The 15,101-nt window shown below is 60.8% G+C and carries 12 protein-coding genes and 1 other RNA gene; 6 read left to right on the forward strand and 7 right to left on the reverse strand.

Annotated features, from left to right (window positions below):
* Window positions 1-542, reverse strand: a 542-nt coding sequence (locus BUA15_RS08040) for a hypothetical protein (RefSeq protein ID WP_143149587.1), incomplete at its 3' end; no start/stop codon positions are given.
* A 354-nt stretch (window positions 543-896) separates the two neighbouring features.
* Window positions 897-3,623 carry an alpha/beta fold hydrolase gene (locus BUA15_RS08045; RefSeq protein ID WP_072715481.1) on the reverse strand — a complete coding sequence of 909 codons (2,727 nt, stop codon included), beginning with the start codon at window positions 3,621-3,623 and terminating at the stop codon, window positions 897-899.
* A 235-nt stretch (window positions 3,624-3,858) separates the two neighbouring features.
* Here BUA15_RS08045 and nuoH point away from each other — a divergent pair, with 235 nt between their 5' ends.
* From nuoH to BUA15_RS08075, 6 genes are all read left to right on the forward strand, one after another.
* Window positions 3,859-4,884, forward strand: coding sequence for an NADH-quinone oxidoreductase subunit NuoH (gene nuoH, locus BUA15_RS08050; RefSeq protein WP_072715482.1), 1,026 nt, complete (start codon window positions 3,859-3,861; stop codon window positions 4,882-4,884).
* 3 nt (window positions 4,885-4,887) lie between these two features.
* A complete protein-coding gene (gene rpe / locus BUA15_RS08055) occupies window positions 4,888-5,562 on the forward strand; it encodes a ribulose-phosphate 3-epimerase (RefSeq protein WP_072715483.1) in 675 nt (224 codons plus the stop codon).
* 17 nt (window positions 5,563-5,579) lie between these two features.
* Window positions 5,580-8,066 carry a primosomal protein N' gene (priA, locus tag BUA15_RS08060; protein WP_072715706.1) on the forward strand — a complete coding sequence of 829 codons (2,487 nt, stop codon included), beginning with the start codon at window positions 5,580-5,582 and terminating at the stop codon, window positions 8,064-8,066.
* Window positions 8,067-8,242: 176 nt separating this feature from the next.
* An RNA gene (ffs, locus tag BUA15_RS08065) (signal recognition particle sRNA small type) lies at window positions 8,243-8,342 on the forward strand.
* Window positions 8,343-8,423: 81 nt separating this feature from the next.
* Window positions 8,424-8,732, forward strand: a complete 309-nt coding sequence (gene yajC, locus BUA15_RS08070) for a preprotein translocase subunit YajC (protein WP_072715484.1) — start codon at window positions 8,424-8,426, stop codon at window positions 8,730-8,732.
* A gap of 67 nt (window positions 8,733-8,799) precedes the next feature.
* Entirely contained in the window at window positions 8,800-10,140 is a 1,341-nt protein-coding gene (locus BUA15_RS08075) for a bifunctional 3,4-dihydroxy-2-butanone-4-phosphate synthase/GTP cyclohydrolase II (protein ID WP_072715485.1), read from the forward strand.
* Window positions 10,141-10,151: 11 nt separating this feature from the next.
* On the opposite strand, the gene thiL is transcribed toward BUA15_RS08075, so the two are convergent.
* From thiL to BUA15_RS08100, 5 genes are all read right to left on the reverse strand, one after another.
* Entirely contained in the window at window positions 10,152-11,225 is a 1,074-nt protein-coding gene (thiL, locus tag BUA15_RS08080) for a thiamine-phosphate kinase (protein ID WP_072715486.1), read from the reverse strand.
* A 12-nt stretch (window positions 11,226-11,237) separates the two neighbouring features.
* The gene (locus BUA15_RS08085; protein WP_072715487.1) at window positions 11,238-12,446 is read right to left on the reverse strand and encodes an anhydro-N-acetylmuramic acid kinase; all 1,209 of its coding nucleotides are present in this window, start codon (window positions 12,444-12,446) and stop codon (window positions 11,238-11,240) included.
* Window positions 12,447-12,457: 11 nt separating this feature from the next.
* The gene (locus BUA15_RS08090; RefSeq protein WP_072715488.1) at window positions 12,458-13,132 is read right to left on the reverse strand and encodes a hypothetical protein; all 675 of its coding nucleotides are present in this window, start codon (window positions 13,130-13,132) and stop codon (window positions 12,458-12,460) included.
* Window positions 13,133-13,229: 97 nt separating this feature from the next.
* Window positions 13,230-13,745, reverse strand: coding sequence for an LptE family protein (locus tag BUA15_RS08095; protein WP_072715489.1), 516 nt, complete (start codon window positions 13,743-13,745; stop codon window positions 13,230-13,232).
* Window positions 13,732-15,060 (reverse strand): sigma-54 interaction domain-containing protein, encoded by a 1,329-nt coding sequence (locus BUA15_RS08100; RefSeq protein ID WP_072715490.1) that lies wholly within the window; start codon window positions 15,058-15,060, stop codon window positions 13,732-13,734. Before BUA15_RS08100 ends, BUA15_RS08095 begins: the two co-directional genes overlap by 14 nt.
* Window positions 15,061-15,101: the final 41 nt, after the last annotated feature.

Here is a 15,101-nt window from a genome sequence, read left to right on the forward strand (position 1 = left end):
CGTCCGCTGGGCGCCATGTGCAGCTCTGCAATCCACTCGCCCAGCACCCGACCCGTCTCGTCCAGCACCGCCCGCGCCGACCAGCTCTCCCCGCGCCACTCGTACAACACCACGCGCCGCCCATCCTCCGAGATCGCCAGCCACGTGCCCCAGGCCTCGTCCTCCCGAAACATCATTGGCAGCGTCTGCTCCCAGCGCAGCCGGCCTTCGGGGTCGTAGTAGCGCAGCCGTCCCTGCTGCAGTCCCAGTGGTTCGAAGACCACCAGGGCGCCGCGCTGGGCGGCCATGGCCAGGCTGCTTTTCTGCGTGAGGGTCAGGCCCTCGATGCGCACGGGGGTTGCCTGCACCCGGAGGCCGTCGAGCGTGCCGCGGGCCAGCACGGCCGCATTCTGCTGCAGCATCTGGGACGGTAGGGCCTGACCGACCGCCGGCGGCAGGGGGCTGCCGAGCAGCAGGCCCAGCATTGCGGCAGCGGCTACCAAGACCGGGCGATGCGTTGCGCAGCGCAGACACTGCAGGCTGAAAGGGCTGCGTCTGATCATGGGCTCGGACATCGGCTGGCTATCTGAAACGCTCAGAGCGTGCATCCAGGCAACCTGCCTCCGGAGAAGCACTGCCTCCCGCAGGCTGTCTCATTACGTACTTTTGCGTATACACAAATATCTCTGAAAAAGCAAGAGTTATCCAGTTATTTTCCGTCTAGCACGTTCATTAAGCGGCAAGACCACCTCCGCCGCTCCTTTCTGCCGAAGATCCCCGGTTTACCGGCCGCGCGTTTCCCTTTCTGTCTGCAGCCCAGGCGGCCTTGCGCCTCTTCTCTTCCAGGACCACTTTTTCTGACAAAAAGAAAGGGCGGCCTAAAGCCACCCTTTCTTACGCAAGGAAGCGTCCCTTTCCTATTCCAGTTCCAACGCAATCAGGCGGGTCACGGCCGTTCCTCCGCCCATTTGCGCCGGAAGCTGCTGCTCGGTTATCACACTGTAGTGCGGCGCTTCGCGGCGCACGTACAGCGTACCACTGCCAGGACCGCCATCAAGCATTTCGATCTGCACCACGTAAACTTCAAAAGTACCGGCCGGAGTCTCCAACGTCTGCGTACCGGTTACCTGTAACTTCACCGGTCGCACTTCCTGCTGCTGCGGATCAAACACGCGCAACGTTGCCTCGAATCCTTCCCGGAGAGGCAGACCGGCCACATACAGATCGAACGCACTGCCATCGCCTACGACCGGAGCCTCCAGCTTCTGATCAATGGCCATCGATCCCATGGGCGTCTGCAACCGACCGCTGATCCGATCGGCGGCATAGTGCAGCACCAGGGAACCCATTCCGCGTGCTACGCGACGAATGGGGTGCAGCGTGCGTCGGTCGACCCAGGTAGTATCGCTGGTTTCACCCATGGGCATGCGCACGTGATTGACCACCATCCAGACGGCCCGTCCGTCCAGCCAGGCAGCCTGCACAGTACGTTCGGAGCTGAGCGTAAATTGCTGACCCTGCACCTGGATGGTGGTTTCGTAGCGCATTGTAGCTGGACGGATCTGGCTACCGTCCGCTTCGGGAAGCGCCGCTCGCTGCGCCTGAGCCAGGGCAAGCGTGTCGGGAAGCGTAACCGTGGCCGGATCTACCATGAGCGAGGCCAGATGCGCCTCCAGTTCCGGACTCATCTCCTTCTGGTAGCGCCCGCCTAAATGCCGCGCCAGAAAGCGCTCGATTTCGGCGATCATGGCCAGGCGATTCATCTCGTCTCGAAAGCCATGCCCTTCATCGGGCGCGACCATGTAGGCCACCTCCACCCCGTTGTCGCGGGCTGCCACGACGATCTGATCGCTTTCGGTCTTTTTGACGCGGGGATCGTTAGCACCCTGGATGACCAGCAGCGGCGCCCGAATGCGGTCGGCATGGTAGAACGGCGACTGGGCCTTCAGCCGCTCCCGATCGGCCGGATCATCCGGATTTCCTACCCGCGTGTCAAAAATGCGACGGACAGCCGCCCAGTAAGGTGGAATGGTCTTCAGCAGCGTGAGCAGATTCGAAGGCCCGACAATCGACACACCAGCCGCGTACAGTTCAGGCGTAAAGGTCAGGCCCGCCAGCGTCGCATACCCACCATAGGACCCCCCCATGATAGCGATATAATTCGGATCGGCGATGCCCTGTTCGATCAGATAGCGCACACCGTCCGTGACGTCGTGCTGCATCACCCCGGTTCCCCACTGCTTGTTGCCTGCATTCAGAAAAGCTTTGCCGTAGCCAGCCGACCCGCGGAAGTTGGGCTGTAGCACGGCATATCCCCGATTGGCCAGAAACTGGGCAAAAGGATCATAACCCCAGGTATCCCGTGCCCAGGGTCCGCCATGCACCAGCACCACAGCCGATAATCCCTTCGGCTCAACACCTTTGGGCAACGTCAGATAGGCCGGGATCTCCACGCCATCGCGCGCCCGGTAGCGAATGGCCTGCATGGGCGCCAGGTGTTCGCTGGGAAGCTCCGGTCGGCTCCGGTAGAGCAACTGCACCTTCCGCTGTTGCCGGTCGTAGAGATACACCGCGCCGGGATCCACATCGCGCTGCACCGTAACCAGCATCAACCGCTCATCTTCCGTAGTAGCGCCCAGGTACAGCTCACCTTCCGGTAGCCTGGTCCGGAGAAAGGCCAGGTCCTGCGCCAGCTCCTCAGTTTTCGGATAGATCCGGAGCCGGTCGCCCACGTAGTAGGTAGCCACCAGCTCTTCCGTGCGATCCGAGAACACCGCCCCGCCGAAGTCCACCTCCCCTTCGGGATCACGCTCCACGAACGTCTCCGCGCCCGTTTCCGGATCGAACAGCACCAGCTCCGTCAGATCGCGATCCCCGCGATTGGTGATCAGATAAACGCGACGACCATCTCGATGAAAGCGCAGCGGACTGCAGGCCTCTTCCACCGAGCAGGTATAGACCGGCGTCAGCGTCTCCCCATCCACGCGTAGAATCTCCGTGCTGCCGTCTTCGGTAATTCGGGTGGCCAGGCGTAGCCGGCCTTCCAGGTCGAACGTAAAGCCTGCCAGTTCCTGTTCGTTTTTGAGCACGAGCGTCCGCTCGCCGGTAGCCAGGTCAAGCCGGTACACGTCATGCCAGCGCGGATCCCGGTCATTCAGCCCTACCAGAATCTGCCCTGGTGTCGCTTCGGGTACCGCATAGATGATTGCCCGTGTGTTTTCGTAGGGCGTCAGATTGCGCGCCGGCGGCACGCCGGTCTCAGGATCCGGGGGCAGAGTCGGATCGACCGCATAAACGTGGAAGTTTTCATCGCCGCCCTTATCCTGCACGTAGAGCACGTAGCGGCTATCTTCGCTCCAGAAATAACCTGGAACGGGCCGCTCGTCAGCCGTTAGCGGCCGGGCCGCCTCGAACGGCTCATCAATTCCCTTGATCCAGATGTTGCGAACCCCATTGTAGGGCTTCAGGAAGGTCAGCCAGCGCCCGTCTGGTGAAAGCTGCGCGCCCGATATCTCCGGATCGCCGAAGAACAGCTCGCGGTCCAGCAGCGGGGGCAACTGATCCAGGTAGGGACGCGGGGGCACCTGCGCCTGCATGGTCGCGGTGAACCCCAGCATAGCGACCAATAGCAACCAACGAGACATGATGCGTTATGGGTTTTGGGTTTGCGTGAAACGGTCTGCGTTTCCTCTACGGAAACAATGGTGCCGGGTTACAGGCGTTGAATTCTCGCTCAAAACCACTCTGGATGCCGTCCGAAGTGCCCCGGCAGTTGCACAACTAGACTTCGGCGGTGTACTTTTTGACGTTACGGGTTGCGCCGCACGAAAGCAAGCGATTGGTTGCTCTAACGTTCCGAAATTAACCTGCCGCCATACAATGGATCTGCCGCTGTACTGGACTGCCCTGATTGCTTTCCTGATCATCAACGCCATGCTGCTGACCGCCTCGGTGTTGGTCTACGCCGAGCGTAAGATTTCCGGCTTTATTCAACAGCGTCCGGGTCCTAATCGGGTAGGGCCTGCCGGTTTCCTGCAGCCTTTTGCCGATGTGCTCAAGTTGCTGTTCAAGGAAGATATCATTCCCGCGCAGGCCAACCGGTTTATCCATGCGCTGGCACCGATGATTATGGTAACGATTGCGATGACGGTGCCGGCGCTCATTCCTTTTGCCCGGGGCGTGGTGATTGCCGACATCGACGTAGGCGTGCTGGCCATTCTGGCCCTCACCTCCATCAGCGTGTACGGAATCACGCTGGCTGGCTGGAGCTCAAACAGCAAGTATTCGTTGCTGGGCGGGCTACGCTCTTCGGCCCAGATGATCTCGTATGAACTGGCCATGGGCACGGCCGTGCTGTCGGTTATCCTGCAGGCCGGTTCGCTCAACGTGAGCGCGATCGTCGAAAGCCAGCGCGATGGATGGGCGATTCTGGGCTGGCATGTGTTCACCAATCCGATCGGTGCGCTGATTTTTATTGTCACTGCTTTTGCGGAGACCAACCGGTTACCGTTCGACCTGCCCGAAGCCGAGCAGGAGCTCGTTGGTGGCTATCACACAGAGTACAGCGGCATGAAGTTTGGCATGTTCTTCCTGGCCGAGTACGTAAACCTGTTCGTGGCCTCGTTCGTGATTGCCACGCTCTTCTTTGGCGGCTACCTGATTCCGTTCGAGCCCCTGCTCCTGAAAGCTTTCCCTGCGCTGGAAGGTAGCGTCCTGCTGGGACTGTTGCAGTTCCTGTCGCTGCTGGCCAAAACCTGCTTTTTCGCCTTCCTGTATATCTGGGTGCGCTGGACTTTCCCGCGCTTTAAGTACAATCAGCTTATGACGCTGGGCTGGAAGTACCTCCTGCCTATTGGACTGGCGAACGTCATTCTCATCGCACTGGGCGTGGCTCTGTTTGCATAATCCATGATTCTGCTGGCGCCATCTATTCTGTCGGCCGACTTTGCGCGGCTGGGAGCTCAGTGCCGGGAAGCCCTGGAGGCCGGCGCCGACTGGATCCACATCGACGTAATGGATGGCCACTTCGTGCCCAACATTACGATGGGGCCCCTGGTGGTCGAGGCGCTTCGCCCACTGGCAGATGAGCTGGGTGCCCTGCTCGATGTGCACCTGATGGTCGAACAGCCGGAACGGTTTCTGCGCGACTTCGCCCAGGCCGGCGCCGACGTGCTGACTGTACATGTGGAAGCTACCCCCCACCTGCATCGGGCCCTGGACGAAATCCGGAAGCTGGACAAGAAAGCAGGCGTAGCGCTTAACCCGGCCACGCCCCTTTCGGCACTGGAAGAGGTGTTGCCGCTGGCAGATCTGATCCTAGTGATGACCGTCGATCCCGGCTTCGGGGGCCAGACCTTCATTCCGGCCAGCACGCAAAAGGTGCAGCGGCTGCGTCGATTGTTGAACGCCATTGGATCGCACGCGTACATCGAAGTAGATGGGGGGATCTATCCCCACAACGTAGCCGAAGTGGTGCGGGCCGGCGCCACGGTAATTGTAGCCGGAAGTGCGATCTTTAACCGCCACGCGTCTGTCGCCCAGAACGTGGCGGCTTTTCGCCAGGCGCTGCTGCTGGAGGCCTGAGGCCCGTGCCGATGGCCATGACGATGTCGCCCGACATGGTCCAGGTCGCCCTGCCTCTGCCCCTGATGCAGTGCTTCACGTACCGGGTGCCTCCGGCGTGGCAAGACGCGGTGCAGCCCGGCTGTCGGGTCCTGGTACCGTTCGGGCGCCGTCATCTGACCGGGGTGGTTGTGCCGGAAGCGCCTCCTGCCTCGCTTCCTGACTCGCTTAAGCCCATCCTGGACGTGCTGGACGACGAGCCGGCCCTGACCGAGGAGCTGCTCCAACTGACGCGCTGGATGGCCGACTATTACGTGTGCAGTTGGGGCGAGGTCATTCGCGCGGCCCTGCCACCCGGCCTTGAAATTGAAAGCCGACGTCGCCTGTATCCTGGCCAGCCGCCTGCCGAACCCCTGAGCGAACGCGCAGCGGCCGTGCTTCGGCTGGTAGCCGCCCATCCCGGCATTACCATTCGGCGGCTGCGTCAGGAGCTGGGTAGTACTCCCTACGGCCTGCTGCACCGACTGGTCCGGGCCGGTCTGCTTCGGCTGGAGGAGGCTCTTGAGGCACCCCGCGTCCAGATCAAAAAGGAACGCCACGTGCGCTTTGCCCCGGCCTACCGGACACCTGCCGCCCAGGAGCAGTTACTTCATCGCCTGCGCGGTGCCCGGCAACGCGCCCTCGTAGCCGCGCTCCAGGCTCTGCAACTGGAAGGGGTGACGGAGCCTCCCCGGGCCACATTGCTTGCTCGAGCCGGCGCCCCCCCGGCCACGCTGCGCCGACTGGTCGAGCAGGGTATTCTGGAGCTGGTAGACAAAGAGGTGATCCGCTCTCCGCTGGAAGCCGAGCCGCCTCCTGCGCCTTCCCCGATCACATTCCATCCCGAGCAGCAGGCCGCGCTGGACCGCATTGCTGAAGCGATCGATGCCCGACGCTTCGAGACTTTCCTGCTCCACGGCGTTACCGGCAGCGGCAAAACCGAAGTCTACATTGCGGCCCTGAAACGCGTGCGCCGCCAGGGCCGCACCGGCATCATTCTGGTGCCTGAAATTGCGCTGACGCCCCAGACCGTGCAGCGCTTCCGGGCTCACTTTGGGGATGAGGTGGCTGTGCTGCATTCACGCATGAGCGAAGGCGAACGCTACGACACCTGGCGTCAGCTTCGCACCGGTCGCTATCCCATTGTGATCGGTCCCCGCTCTGCCGTGCTCGCGCCGCTGGAAAATCTGGGGCTGATCGTGGTCGATGAAGAGCATGAGCGTTCCTACAAGCAGTTCGATCCGGCTCCTCGTTACCATGCGCGCGACGTGGCCGTCTACCGGGCTTACCTGAACAACGCCGTGTGCGTGCTCGGCTCGGCGACGCCCAGCCTGGAAAGCTATCTGAACGCCCGACGGGGTAAATACACCCTGCTTGAGATGCAACGCCGGGCACCGACCGTAGGGCGAACGCCGGCCCGCCTGCCTCAGGTTCGCCTCATCGATCTACGACACACCCGTCTGGCCAACGGTAATCCGCTGGCCCCTCCATTGGTCCGGGCGATCGCCCATCGCCTGGAGCGCGGGGAGCAGGTTATTCTGCTGCAAAACCGTCGGGGCTTTGCGCCGGTGCTGGAGTGCACGGCCTGCGGCTGGTCGCCCCATTGCCCGCATTGCTCGGTCACGCTCACCTACCATAAGGTGCCGCATCAGCTGCGCTGTCACTATTGCGGCTACGCCACCCGGCATCCGAACACGTGCCCCCAGTGCAGCGCAGCAACGCTCGAACCGCTGGGCACAGGCACCCAGCGCGTTGAAGAAGCCCTGCAAACGCTGTTTCCGGAAGCACGCGTGCTGCGCATGGATCTCGACACCACACGCGGCCGCCGGGCTCATCACCACCTGCTGAGCCGTTTTGCTCGGGGCGAGGCTGACATTCTGCTGGGCACCCAGATGGTTGCCAAAGGGCTCGACTTTCCCCGGGTAACCCTCGTGGGTGTAGTCAATGCCGATACCGGCTTGCTGCTGCCGGACTTTCGCGCCGACGAACATACGTTTCAGCTTTTGATGCAGGTAGCCGGACGCGCCGGACGCGCCGATCGCCCGGGGGAAGTGCTGCTTCAGACGCGCAACCCTGACCACCGCGTCTTTCGCTACCTGCTCCGCCACGACTACGTCGCGCTGGCGCTGGAGCTATTGGCCGAACGCCAGCAACTGGGCTATCCCCCCTACACCCGCCTGGCCGTGGTTGAATGCAGCGGTCCCGAAGAAACGCGCGTGCAGGAACTGGCCCGGAGCTGGGCCGAACGCTTCCACCATCTGCAACAGCAAACTCCCGGCGGCCATCTGATTGAAGTGCTCGGTCCCACGCCGGCATTGCACGAACGTCTCAAAGGACGTTATCGGTATCACGTGCTGCTCAAAGCGCCACGCCGCTCCGATGCGCCGGCGCTACAACCCCTGCTACGCCGCACCCTTGAATCCTTCCCTTCCCTGCCTCGCTCCTACCGCCTGACGCTCGACATCGACCCGGCCGGACTGAGCTGAGCTCCCGACAATAGATACGCCTCAGCACACGTATTTTGGTCGCCTTGAAGCAGCGGCAGGCAAATTCTGTCTGTTAGTTACGCCTCCGGAGTCGCCATCTGCTATCACGCGCTGGCCGTTTCGCAGCACGAGCCCGGAACCTGCATTGCCCTCGTTTCGTTGAGAAGCGCCCGGAAGGGTAAGTCCCGTACGGCCAGCTCCCTCTGAACCCCGCCAGGGCCGGAAGGCAGCAACGGTAGGAGGTTGTAGCGGCGCGATACGGGGTGCTTGCCCTTCCTTTTTTACTACGCACTTCAATAATGCCTGTTGTATTTTACCCCCGGTTGCTTTCCACCCACCAAGCGATCTCAGACCTCTATGTGGTACAACATCCTACTGGCCGGCCAACCTGCTGAAGGAGCTCCTAACCCGCTGGTCACCTTCCTCCCGCTGATTCTCATTTTTGTCGTGTTTTATTTCTTCCTGATTCGTCCCCAGAAGAAAAAGGAAGAGCAGCGCCAGAAGATGATTGCGGCGCTCAAAAAAGGAGACAAGGTGGTGACCATCGGGGGGATTCACGGGACCGTCACCCAAGTGGACGATACCAGCATTTTGCTGCAGGTTGATAGCAACACGAAGCTGCGTGTGGAAAAGTCGGCCGTAGCCTCCGTACTCTCCAAAGACTAAGGCGAGAACCCGAGGCACTTCGGCCGGTTCAAACCGCACCTGCCGACCAATTTTCGGGCATTTTGCTATGGCCGACAAGCCAATGAATCCGCATCCTCAATCGGCCCCGGCCTGCCCCTGCTGCAATGGATCGGAGCCGGAACGCTCGGCGCCATCCGAAGGGTTTCGTTTCGACACGATAGAGGATGCCATTGCTGATATTCGGGCGGGTAAACTGGTCATTGTCGTAGATGACGAAGACCGGGAAAACGAAGGAGATCTTATCGGCGCGGCCGAAAAAATCACCCCCGAACTGGTCAACTTCATGACCAAGTACGGGCGTGGGCTTATCTGCGTGGCCCTTACGCCTGAACGGACGGTCGAGCTGGACCTCGACCTGATGACGCCCATCAACACGGCCCTCCACGAAACGGCTTTCACCGTGTCGGTTGACTACCGGCACGGGACCACCACCGGTATTTCGGCCGCGGATCGGGCCGCCACGATTCGGGCGCTGGCCAACCCGTCGGTTCGCCCCGAGGATTTTGCGCGCCCGGGACACGTCTTTCCGCTGCGGGCACGCCCGGGAGGGGTGCTGCGCCGGGCCGGCCATACGGAAGCGGCCGTTGACCTGGCACGACTGGCTGGCCTGTACCCGGCGGGGGTGCTTGTCGAAATTCTCAACGACGATGGCACCATGGCCCGTGTGCCAGAGCTCATGCAGATGGCCCGGCGCTTTGGGTTGCGCATCATCACGATCAAGGATCTGATCGCCTATCGGATGCGCACCGAGCGGCTGATCAACCGGCTGGTCGAAGTCGATCTGCCTACTAAGTACGGTCACTTCCGCCTGATCGCCTACGAGGAACGCTACACAGGCGATGTGCACCTGGCGCTGGTCAAGGGTTCCTGGTCGGAGGATGAGCCAGTACTCGTGCGCGTTCACTCCCAGTGCGTTACCGGGGACATTTTCGGTTCGCTGCGTTGCGACTGCGGCGAGCAACTGGCGGCTGCCATGCGGCGGGTCGAGGAAGAAGGTCGGGGCGTCGTGCTCTACATGAAGCAGGAAGGACGAGGCATCGGTCTGATCAATAAGCTACGGGCCTATAAACTCCAGGACGAACAGGGGCTTGACACGGTTGAGGCCAATCTTGCCCTGGGCTTCCAGATGGACCATCGCGATTATGGCATTGGTTGCCAGATCCTGCGTGATCTGGGCATTCGCAAGCTGCGCCTGATGACGAATAATCCGCGCAAGCGCGTCGGGCTGGCCGGCTACGGTCTGGAGATTGTCGAGCGGGTACCGATTGAAATCCCTCCCAACGAGGTCAACCGTCGCTACCTGCTGACCAAGCGAGACCGCATGGGCCACCTCATTTTGAATCATCTGGACGAGCACGATCAAGAGGCGTTTCGTAAGCTTCTTTAGGGATCCTCCTTTCAGGTGCTCGGCGGTTCGTTTTCGGTGCCGTTGTCCGCGCGAAAGTGCTGGTAGCCGGCGGGCTCCAGGGGAATGATCGCGCCTTCGGGGGTTTGCACCTGCACGCCCTGGTCGGCTGGCAGAAACTCCCCGATGACGCTGAACGAGGTCGGATCCAGCAGCTCAAGCTGCTCCGGCGGTAGCGCAAAAAGGAGCTCATAATCTTCACCGCCAAAGAGCGCATAGGTATCCACATCTTCAGCAAAGCGATCGGCTACCTCACGCGTTTCAAGCGCCACAGGAATAGTGGAAGCATACACAATGGCTCCACAATCACTGTGGCGGCAGAGGTGGTGCACTTCAGAGGCCAGTCCGTCGGACACGTCGATCAGTGCGCGGGGTCGAACGCCTCGCGCGCGCCAGTCCCGGATCACGTCGAGCCGCGCCTCAGGCAGCAGTTGCCGCTGAATGACGTAGCGAAACGGTTCCAGATCGGGTTGGTAGTCCGGTCCTTTTTCTTTGAGGGCCTGTCGCTGTTCCAGCAAGATTTTCAAGCCAGCGTAGGCGCCGCCCAGATCGCCCGACACGCACAACAGATCGCCAGGCCGGGCCCCTCGTCGAAAGAGGACTTCGTCCATGCGGGCTTCGCCCACAACCGTCACCGAGATGCACAGCATATGCGCAGCCGTCGTGTCGCCGCCCACCAGGACCATCCGGTATTTTTCACAGGCCCGACGGACGCCCCGGTAGAACGCTTCCATCATTTCAACGGAAAGCCTGGCCGGAATGCCCACCGTAATTGTTGCATACCGAGGCTCGGCGTTCATGGCCACGACATCGCTTACATTGACCGCGATGGCCTTGTAGCCCAGATGCTCCATGGGCGTCATCAGCCGATCGAAGTGCACCCCTTCAATCAGCGCATCGGTTGTAATTACATGAACGGTTTCCTCATCAGGCAGACGATAGACGGCCGCATCATCGCCTATTCCCATAATCAAATCCGGATCGGCCAGGTCGCCCACGATCGTTTGCAATCGTTCGATCAGGCCGAACTCGCCCACTTCATGAATCGGCGTGAAGGGTTCACTCATGGTTATCTTGTTTCAGGCAGGAAGACACAGCTTACCCAGCAAGGTGGCTCGGCGTGCCCCGGTTACCCCGGGGAGGTTAGTAGGCACGCCATTTAGCAGCTCATGGGCCAGAACGGCAAAACAACACGCTTCCTTGGCATCGGGATCCAGGCCATAATCGGCTACAGAGCGCACTGGAATGGGAGAAAAATAGCGTTCGAGCAACGCCATTAACGTTCGGTTATGCACGCCTCCGCCCGAGACGATCAGCACGTCAAATGGATGGTGCGTTCGCACATAGCGGGCATAAGCCTGATAAACGGAAGCAGCCGTCAGTGCCGTCAGCGTGGCCAGTTGGTCGTGCGGATCGGTCAGTCCCATGGCGTTCGCTTTTTCTAAAAATGCGGTTAGAAATGCGGCGCCAAAGTATTCACGTCCTGTGGATTTCGGAGGAGGTTTGAGGAAGTAAGGGTCATAAAGCAGTTCAGCGAGCAGATTTTCATCGATACGTCCCCGGGCGGCGTAGCGGCCATCTGGATCGTACGGTCGTCCGAAATGCTGTTGAGCCAGGGCATCGATGAGCATGTTTCCTGGTCCCGTATCGAAGGCATAAACTTGTTCAGGAGCGGCGTTGGCAGGCAGGATGGTCAGATTAGCGATACCGCCAATGTTGAGCAGCCCGCGCGTTTCCGTTGGATGCGTAAAGTATACATAGTCGAAGTACGGCACCAGCGGAGCACCCTGGCCCCCCAGTGCCATGTCAGCCTGTCGGAAGTCGCCGACCACAGGCACCCCCAGCAAATTGGCCAGCACGGAAGGGTCTCCGATCTGCAGGGTAGCCGTCACGGAGGTACCGGCGCACGGTGCTGCTTCCGGAATGTGGTACACGGTCTGTCCGTGCATTCCCACCAGATCCAGCGTGTCTCGGGCGCGTCCGGCTCGGGCCAGCACCGCTTCAACGGCCTCCGCGTAGAGCTGGGCCAGCCGGACGTTGAGCAGGGCCAGTTCGCGTACGGAGGAGGTTTCAGGAGCACTGTTGCGTAGCAGGAGCGCGCGCAGCGCATCCGAAAATGGATGGTGGACGAATGCCTTCAGCGAAAGCTGGAGTTCGCGTCCGCTTCCTTCAAGATAAACCAGCGCGGCGTCGACACCGTCGAGCGACGTGCCGCTCATTAATCCCACCACCCAACGCCCGGAACCGCGCCAGAGTCGCTGCCAGCAAACCGGAAGAGCAAGCGCCATAGAAGAGCAACTTATGAACTGGTTTGGCCGGCTGCTTTTTCACGCATTTTCGCCGCCTGTTCGCGATAGTGCGCGGCCTTCTCCGGGTGTTGCAGGGCCAGTTTTTCATAGACACGGGCCGCCTCCTCGTACTGCTGCTGCGCCGCATAAATAAGGGCCAGCGTCTCTGAGACTAGGTCGTCCACATCGTCTTCCAGATCGGGCGGTGGAATATCGTCCAGATCAGGACGCGGCTCAATGCGAGCCGATTCCAGCTCAGCGATCAGCCGATCTAGATCCAGATCTTCCGAAACGGCATGCGTGGTTTCGAGGGCTGCAACAGTAGAGGGGCCATTATCAGATTGCGCTGTGCGGCCGGCTGCTCTGGCCAGTTCCTGAAGGGGATCCGGTAGCGTAGCCGACGGCTCAGGCGCCTCGCCGGTTTCCACAGGTTGCATTACGTGCCGGAGGGCCGTCTGGATACCTCGTTGCACCACGGGACTGTCGGGCAGCCAGAAGGCAGCGCGTTGCCACACCGTCAACGCTTCATCCCAGCGGGCCACGGCTTGCAGCGCGCGCGCCAGCAACACTTGCACTGCCCCCCACGCCGGAAACTGTTCCGCAAACTGGTAAAGCGTGGGAAGCACCTCACGGGCCTCTCCTTCTTCAATCCGTCGGGCAATGTCCCGCAGCTCAGGAAGCGGCATCGTTACCGTTTTCGGGATAGCGAACGCAATCTCCTCTCCAAAGATACAACAACTTTAACATACAACAACGCTGAAAGATACAACGATTTTTCACGGGTTACCAGTTGGAGGTAGCGGCGGTGAAGATGTCGTCTGCCAGATTGCGAAGCACCAGGCGGGCGGCTTCTTCTTCGCCAGCCAGTCCCTGCGCTACAGGATCGTATTCTTCGAAAGCGGAAAAACTTCGTTGGAGCAGCACCTGATCGTTTACCTGATCGACGTAGCGCACCGAGACGGTGATGGTTACCCGGTTACGCTCCGCCCGTTCGGCTCCTCCAATAGCTGTAGGTTCATTCGTGTATCGTTCGATGCGCACGGCCAGCAGCGCATCGGCCGCTTCCAGATCCGGTTCGAGCGTCAGCCGCGTCTGATTTACAAAGCGTTCGATAAGCAGGTCGGTAAGCTGCTGGTCCAGGTTCGTAAACGGACTGGTGCTTCGGTCTTCCACAAGAGGAATTGCAATTGTCTGCAGGTGAGACGGGATAGACGCGCCGGTGAAGCTATAGTAGGCGCATCCGCCAAGCGCCAGGCAGCCGATCCACCAGCTCCAGAGCCACCGTTTACAGCGCCTCATCGATCTCCTTCAGCTTGCGATAGAGCGTACGCTCGCTGATGCCCAGGGCCCGGGCAGCCTGCCGCCGATTGCCACCGTAGCGCTTGAGCGCTTCCACAATCAGCATTCGCTCAGCCTCAGCCAATGTCGGCAGCCGCTCGCCGTTCAGTAATCCAGAAGCTGGAGACTGCTCGACATTTTCCATTTTGCTCTTTTCTGAAGCCGTGTCGGGGAGGCGGCCAGCTTCGGGCTCCCAGGAGGAGGCTGTGTCTACCGACTCATAGTCGAGTTCCTCTTCGAAAGGCACTTCTTCGACAAAATCCACATCCTCTGCCTCTGTCCAGGAGGAGGGCGACCGGAAGGCGGGCTCTTCGGAAGGTGCTGGAAGTTGCTCGGGGCGCCGCATCTGGCCAGCAACCAGCCGATGCAGCAACGCCTTGACTTCGTGCATGTCGAACCGGAGTTCCAGCAGCAGGCGGTAAATCAGTTCCCGCTCGCGAGGATCGCCCGATTGCTCTGACGGACGGCTGACCGGCATCAGGCTACGTCCGGCGCTCACGCCACGCAGCAGAGGTCGCAGGTCTTCGGCCGTGATGGTTGTTTTGGGCAGCAGTACGGCCACCTGTTCGGCCACGTTGCGCAGCTCACGCACATTCCCCGGCCAGTGATAGCGCAGCAGCAACTGGCGGGCGCCCTCATCCAGCCGGCGTAGCGGGGTGCTATAGCGCTGCGCGGCGCGATGCAGGAAATATTCAAACAGGGGAATGATGTCCTCGCGCCGTTCCCGGAGGGGCGGAATTTCAATAATAACCGTGCTGATTCGGTAGTACAGATCTTCCCGAAAGTGGCCGGTGCGGACAGCCCGGGCTAGATCTTTGTTTGTGGCCGCAATGATCCGCACGTCGGTTTTGATAGGACGGCTGGAGCCTACGCGCGTAAACTCGCCGGTTTCCAGCACGCGCAGCAGCCGGACCTGGGCGGCCAGCGGCATTTCTCCAATTTCGTCCAAGAAAATAGTGCCGCCGTCTGCTTCTTCGAAGTATCCCTTGCGGCGCTCGACCGCTCCCGTGTAGGCGCCTTTTTCCGCTCCAAACAGCTCTGATTCGATTAATCCTTCTGGGATGGCTCCGCAGTTAACAATCACGAAAGGCCCATGGCGACGCGGGCTCATCCCATGGATGGCATGCGCAATCAGTTCTTTCCCTACCCCACTTTCGCCCTGCAACAGGACCGTAATGTCCGTGCGGGCTACCATGCGAGCCCGGTCAATCACATGCCGGATGGCCGCCGATTGCCCGATGATGCCAAAGCGCTGTTGAATCGCCTCTCGATCCATGGTCTACAACGAAACCGCACCGGTCAGTTTGTTTTGGACTT

The sequence above is a fragment of the Rhodothermus profundi genome (assembly GCF_900142415.1).
Classification (GTDB): Bacteria; Bacteroidota; Rhodothermia; order Rhodothermales; family Rhodothermaceae; genus Rhodothermus; species Rhodothermus profundi.

Excerpts from the sequence above, each read along its gene's own strand:
- rpe (WP_072715483.1), top strand. The coding sequence starts at position 4,888 with ATGATTCTGCTGGCGCCATCTATTCTGTCGGCCGACTTTGCGCGGCTG.
- yajC (WP_072715484.1), top strand. The coding sequence starts at position 8,424 with ATGTGGTACAACATCCTACTGGCCGGCCAACCTGCTGAAGGAGCTCCT.
- BUA15_RS08075 (WP_072715485.1), top strand. The coding sequence starts at position 8,800 with ATGGCCGACAAGCCAATGAATCCGCATCCTCAATCGGCCCCGGCCTGC.
- priA (WP_072715706.1), top strand. The coding sequence starts at position 5,580 with ATGACGATGTCGCCCGACATGGTCCAGGTCGCCCTGCCTCTGCCCCTG.
- nuoH (WP_072715482.1), top strand. The coding sequence starts at position 3,859 with ATGGATCTGCCGCTGTACTGGACTGCCCTGATTGCTTTCCTGATCATC.
- BUA15_RS08095 (WP_072715489.1), bottom strand. The coding sequence starts at position 13,745 with ATGAGGCGCTGTAAACGGTGGCTCTGGAGCTGGTGGATCGGCTGCCTG.
- BUA15_RS08100 (WP_072715490.1), bottom strand. The coding sequence starts at position 15,060 with ATGGATCGAGAGGCGATTCAACAGCGCTTTGGCATCATCGGGCAATCG.
- BUA15_RS08045 (WP_072715481.1), bottom strand. The coding sequence starts at position 3,623 with ATGTCTCGTTGGTTGCTATTGGTCGCTATGCTGGGGTTCACCGCGACC.
- BUA15_RS08090 (WP_072715488.1), bottom strand. The coding sequence starts at position 13,132 with ATGCCGCTTCCTGAGCTGCGGGACATTGCCCGACGGATTGAAGAAGGA.
- thiL (WP_072715486.1), bottom strand. The coding sequence starts at position 11,225 with ATGAGTGAACCCTTCACGCCGATTCATGAAGTGGGCGAGTTCGGCCTG.
- BUA15_RS08085 (WP_072715487.1), bottom strand. The coding sequence starts at position 12,446 with ATGGCGCTTGCTCTTCCGGTTTGCTGGCAGCGACTCTGGCGCGGTTCC.